Raw genomic sequence first — 4,292 nt, forward strand, 5'->3', positions numbered from 1 at the left:
AGCCCCGATTCATCCATTCCGCCCCTCGCGTACCCATCGCAAGGGGCGGAATGGATGAGTTGGGGCAGGGAGGAAGCCGGGCGGCCACCCGCGATTCCTCGCCCGCGGCACGTCTCCCGCGGCACGTCTCCCGCAATGCATCGGGCGCACGCCTTCGCGCGCGAAGACCCCGCACGGGCCCGGGTCTGCGCGCAGCCAGCAGCCCCACCACCCCAGAAAACACAGAAAGCCTCACCCGAAGGTGAGGCTTTCTATCCGGTGACCCTAGCGGGATTCGAACCCGCGTTACCGCCGTGAGAGGGCGGCGTACTAGGCCGCTATACGATAGGGCCGGACGCGTTGCCTTTGCCTTGAGCCTGAGCTCTCCGCTGCAACTCATATATATTCCCACATCCACGGGGGGCGCACAAATCGAGGCCGCTTTTCCGGTGCGCCCGCGCGTGTTGCGGGCCCGGACTACTCCTTCGCTCGCGCCACCATGCGCTCGCTCTCGCGCTTCTTCAGCCATCGGTTCACGAAGAGGGCCATGAACATCCAGCCGCCGAGCGCGGTGATCACCCAGACGATGAGCGGCGCGAGCAGCCACGAGCTGAGCCCATGGATCTCGATGCCGCCCTCGAACAGCGAGGCAATCCAGAGCGCGAGCAGCGTCGAGGCCAGGCCGACACCGCCAGCAAGCGGGGCCGCGTAGCGCTGCGCAACACTGAGCACGAACGGGCCGAGGATGGCTTGCGCGAGCGTGAAGACGCCAAGCGCGATGAAGAAGCCGCTGGGGTGCAGCGTCACGTCGGGCAGTGCGAAGTGGATCACGACGAGCGCGATCGCAGCGAGCACGAGCTGGGAGATGACTTGAAAGAGAAGACGCATCGCGAACTTTCGGTTGTCGGGGTGGGGTGGACTAGGCCTCGTTTGGGTGGGGCCTAAAGGGTTTTGCGGGGAGGTCTGGGCCGTCCCAGACCTGAATGATGCCCCACGCCACCGCGGCGATCGGCACAGCGAGGATCGCGCCGAGCACGCCGCTGAGCACGGTGCCGATGGTCAGTGCGAGCAGGATCACGAGCGAGTGCAGCTTGAGCGCGCGCCCCATGAGCACAGGCTGCAGGAAGTTCCCCTCGAGCTGGTTCACGAGCACGACGACGCCGACAACGAGCACTGCGCTGAGCGGCCCGTTGGCCACGAGCGCGACGAGCGCCGCGAGAATGCCTGCGACGGTGGCACCGACGATGGGGATGAAGGCGAGGATGAACACGAGAGCCGACAGCGGCAGCGCGAGTGGCACGCCGAGGAAGAACAGGCCGATGCCGATGCCGATCGCGTCAACGGCAGCGACAGCCGCGGTGCCGCGCACGTAGGAGCCGAGCGTCGACACGGTCTTGTCTCCGGCACGCTTCGCACGGGCAAGGCCCTCACCGCGGAACGGGCGCAGCAGGAAGCGCCAGATCTGTGGGCCGTCCTTCAGGAAGAAGAAGAGCACCACCACGAGCAGCACGAGCCCGGTGACAAAGCTCGTGATCGCGCTGACGCCGGCGAGGGCACCGGAGCCGAACTGCGAGCTCGTCACGAAATCGATGATCGTGTCTTGCCACTCGGAGATCTGCTCGGACGTCGGCGCGAAGGGCAGCGTCTGCACCCATGCGAGCACCTGTTCGAAGCCGTCCTGCGCCTGTTGCGCGAGCTCGTCCCACTCGTCGCGGACGGCCCACACGATGAGCCAGCCGACACCGGTGAGGAGCAGCAGGATCCCGAGCAGGACGGCGACAGTTGCGAGCACCGGAGGAACCCGGTGCCGCTGGAGCCAGCGCATCACGGGAGCGAAGGTGCTCGCGAGGATGAGGGCGAGCAGGATCGGAATGAATACGGTGCTGAGCGTGCGCAGCCCGAAGACCACGCCGGCGGTGAGCACGAGAACGATGATCACCTGCAGTGACCGGGTTGCGACCATGCCGAAGCCGTCGCCCCATGCCCCGCCAGCGCGGCTGCGGGCCACCGGGGACTCGGGCGTCGGCTGCGACGCCCCGGATCCCTGCTCCCCACTGTTTGGCGCGCGCATACCGCTCCGTCGCTCCAACTCAACTATGCGTCGAGTGAGTACCTGCTCTGTGCGCCGTCCGAACACTTGTGACCCCTCCTAGCTGTGGACCATGTGTTTTGGAGTCTACGCCCGGAGCGCGTGCGCCGCGACGAATTCGCGGAGCGTCGCCTCATCGTCAGCCATCTCGGTGACGTGCTGTGGCAGCTCGAGCAGCCCCGCGAGGTCCGCTGGCAGGCCCGGGCGCTCCCCCGTCGCCTCGAACACGATGTCGGGGAACTTCGCGGGCTTCGCCGTCTCCAACACGAGCATCGGCACCCCCGCTTCGACGTGCTCGCGCGCGACCTTCACACCGTCGGCGGTGTGCGGGTCGATCGTGACGCCGCTGTCGGCGTGCACCGAGCGGATCGTCTCGACGCGATCGGCGTGGGTGCTCGTGCCGCTAAGAATGCCGAACTCGGCGGTGAAGCGCGGCAGCTCCGCGCTGAGGTCGAGCCGCCCCGTCTCATCGAGCTCGCGCCAGGCGGCGTTCAGCCGCTCGGGGTCGCGGCCGAGCAGGTCAAAGATGAAGCGCTCGAGGTTCGACGCCTTCGAGATATCCATCGAGGGGCTCGAGGTTGCGTGCGTATCGGCCGAGGTGCGCGGCGCGTAGATGCCGGTGCGGAAGAAGTCGTCGAGCACGTTGTTCTCGTTCGCCGCGAGCACGAGGCGGCGGATCGGGGCCCCCATCTCGCGGGCGTAGTGGCCCGCGAGGATGTTGCCGAAGTTGCCCGAGGGCACCGTCACCGAGATCTTGAAGGACTTACGATCGTCTGCGGCGAGCGCGTCGCTCGCGCGCAACCAGGCCCAGAAGTAGTAGACGACCTGGGCCGAGATGCGGCCGAGGTTGATCGAGTTCACGGCCCCGATGTTGAACTCGCGCTTGAACTCGAGGTCGCCCGCGAGGCTCTTCACGAGGTTCTGGCAGTCGTCGAAGACGCCCGCGACCGCGATGTTGTGAATGTTGTCGTCGTCGAGCGAGTACATCTGCGCGCGCTGGAAGTCGCTCATGCGCCCCTGTGGGGAGAGCATGAACACGGAGACACCCTCCTTGCCGCGAAGCGCGTACTCTGCGGCTGAGCCCGTGTCGCCGGAGGTTGCCCCGACGATGTTCAGGGTGCGGCCGGTCTTCCGGAGCACGTACTCGAGCGACTGCCCGAGAAACTGCATCGCCATGTCTTTGAAGGCGAGGGTGGGGCCCTCGGAGAGACCGAGCAGCGCGATCGATTCGCTAATCGGGGTGACGGGCACGATCCCCGGCGCGAAGTTCTTCTCGGGGTAGGCGCGCTCGCACATCGCGGCGAGCTCCGGCCCGGGGATGTCGGTCGCGAAGAAGCTGAGGATCTCGGTTGCCAGCTCGGCGTAGCTCAGGGAGCGCCAGGTCTCAATGCGGTCGAGCGTGATCTCGGGCATGGTCTCGGGAACCGCCAGGCCGCCGTCCGTCGCGAGCCCCTCAAGCAGGGTTGCGCTAAACGGGGCAGGGGTCATTCCGCCACGGGTCGAGATGTATTCCACCGATGCTCCTTTAGACGATTCGTGCTGCGGCGGGGGCCGCGCTCACCCCATTCTATTGAGGAACATCACCGGCGATGGCGTGGCCCGGGCAATGGGGCGCGTGAACGGGCATTTGCCTCGTTCGTTACTCTGCTTCGAGCTCGACCCACCAGCGCAGGGGCGTGCCCGGTAGCAGTATGGGTGCCGTGCCGTTCAGGGATGCCCGCGCAAGGTCGTCATAGTAGGCGGTCGCTGGTTCGATCGCGATCACGGGTTCGTGCGCGAATGCGCCGGCGTCGAACCAGAGGCCAACGTAGGGGCAGGCTTCGGACCAGCGCATCCGGAGCGCCGGATACCCGGGGCGGATGAGCCGCGCTGACCGCGCTGGCTGCTCTGGCGAGACGTAGAGCTTTCGGCACCGCCCGGGCGCGAGAGTATCGATGGTGGCCGCGGCAGCGGTCCACGGGGCTTCGAGCGCTGGCTCCGCCAGCACGTCGACGATCCGCTCGACGTCGCCCTCGAGTTCCACGCGTGTCCCCGCGGGTGCGGAGAATTGTGGGTGCGCGGCCCAGAGGAAGGGTGTCGGCTGCGCGAGCGCCGTTGCCGAGTACTCGAGACGCAGGCCCCGAGGGGTCGGCGTGATCCTCCGGGTGAATTCGACCTGCAGCGCGGCCCCGACGGCTGTGAGCGTCTCGCCGTCGGCAGCGAGCTCAAAGGGCTGGTCCCAGAG

The 4,292-nt window shown here is 67.3% G+C and carries 4 protein-coding genes and 1 tRNA gene; all 5 read right to left on the reverse strand.

The features are described from left to right. Nucleotides 1-259: 259 nt before the first annotated feature. A tRNA-Glu gene (locus ACI1US_RS01780) sits at nucleotides 260-332 on the reverse strand. A 124-nt stretch (nucleotides 333-456) separates the two neighbouring features. Next, a complete protein-coding gene (locus ACI1US_RS01785; RefSeq protein WP_461637684.1) occupies nucleotides 457-867 on the reverse strand; it encodes a phage holin family protein in 411 nt (136 codons plus the stop codon). 31 nt (nucleotides 868-898) lie between these two features. Then, nucleotides 899-2,050: an AI-2E family transporter gene (locus ACI1US_RS01790; RefSeq protein WP_461637686.1), complete on the reverse strand. Its 1,152-nt coding sequence runs from the start codon at nucleotides 2,048-2,050 to the stop codon at nucleotides 899-901. A gap of 105 nt (nucleotides 2,051-2,155) precedes the next feature. Next, complete coding sequence (gene thrC / locus ACI1US_RS01795) at nucleotides 2,156-3,583, reverse strand: threonine synthase (RefSeq protein ID WP_461637688.1); 1,428 nt, start codon at nucleotides 3,581-3,583, stop codon at nucleotides 2,156-2,158. A gap of 124 nt (nucleotides 3,584-3,707) precedes the next feature. Continuing rightward, on the reverse strand, nucleotides 3,708-4,292 hold a 585-nt coding region (locus ACI1US_RS01800), incomplete at its 5' end, for an aldose epimerase family protein (protein WP_461637690.1).

This window comes from Leucobacter sp. BZR 635 (genome assembly GCF_048061935.2).
In the GTDB taxonomy this organism is placed as follows: Bacteria; Actinomycetota; Actinomycetes; order Actinomycetales; family Microbacteriaceae; genus Leucobacter.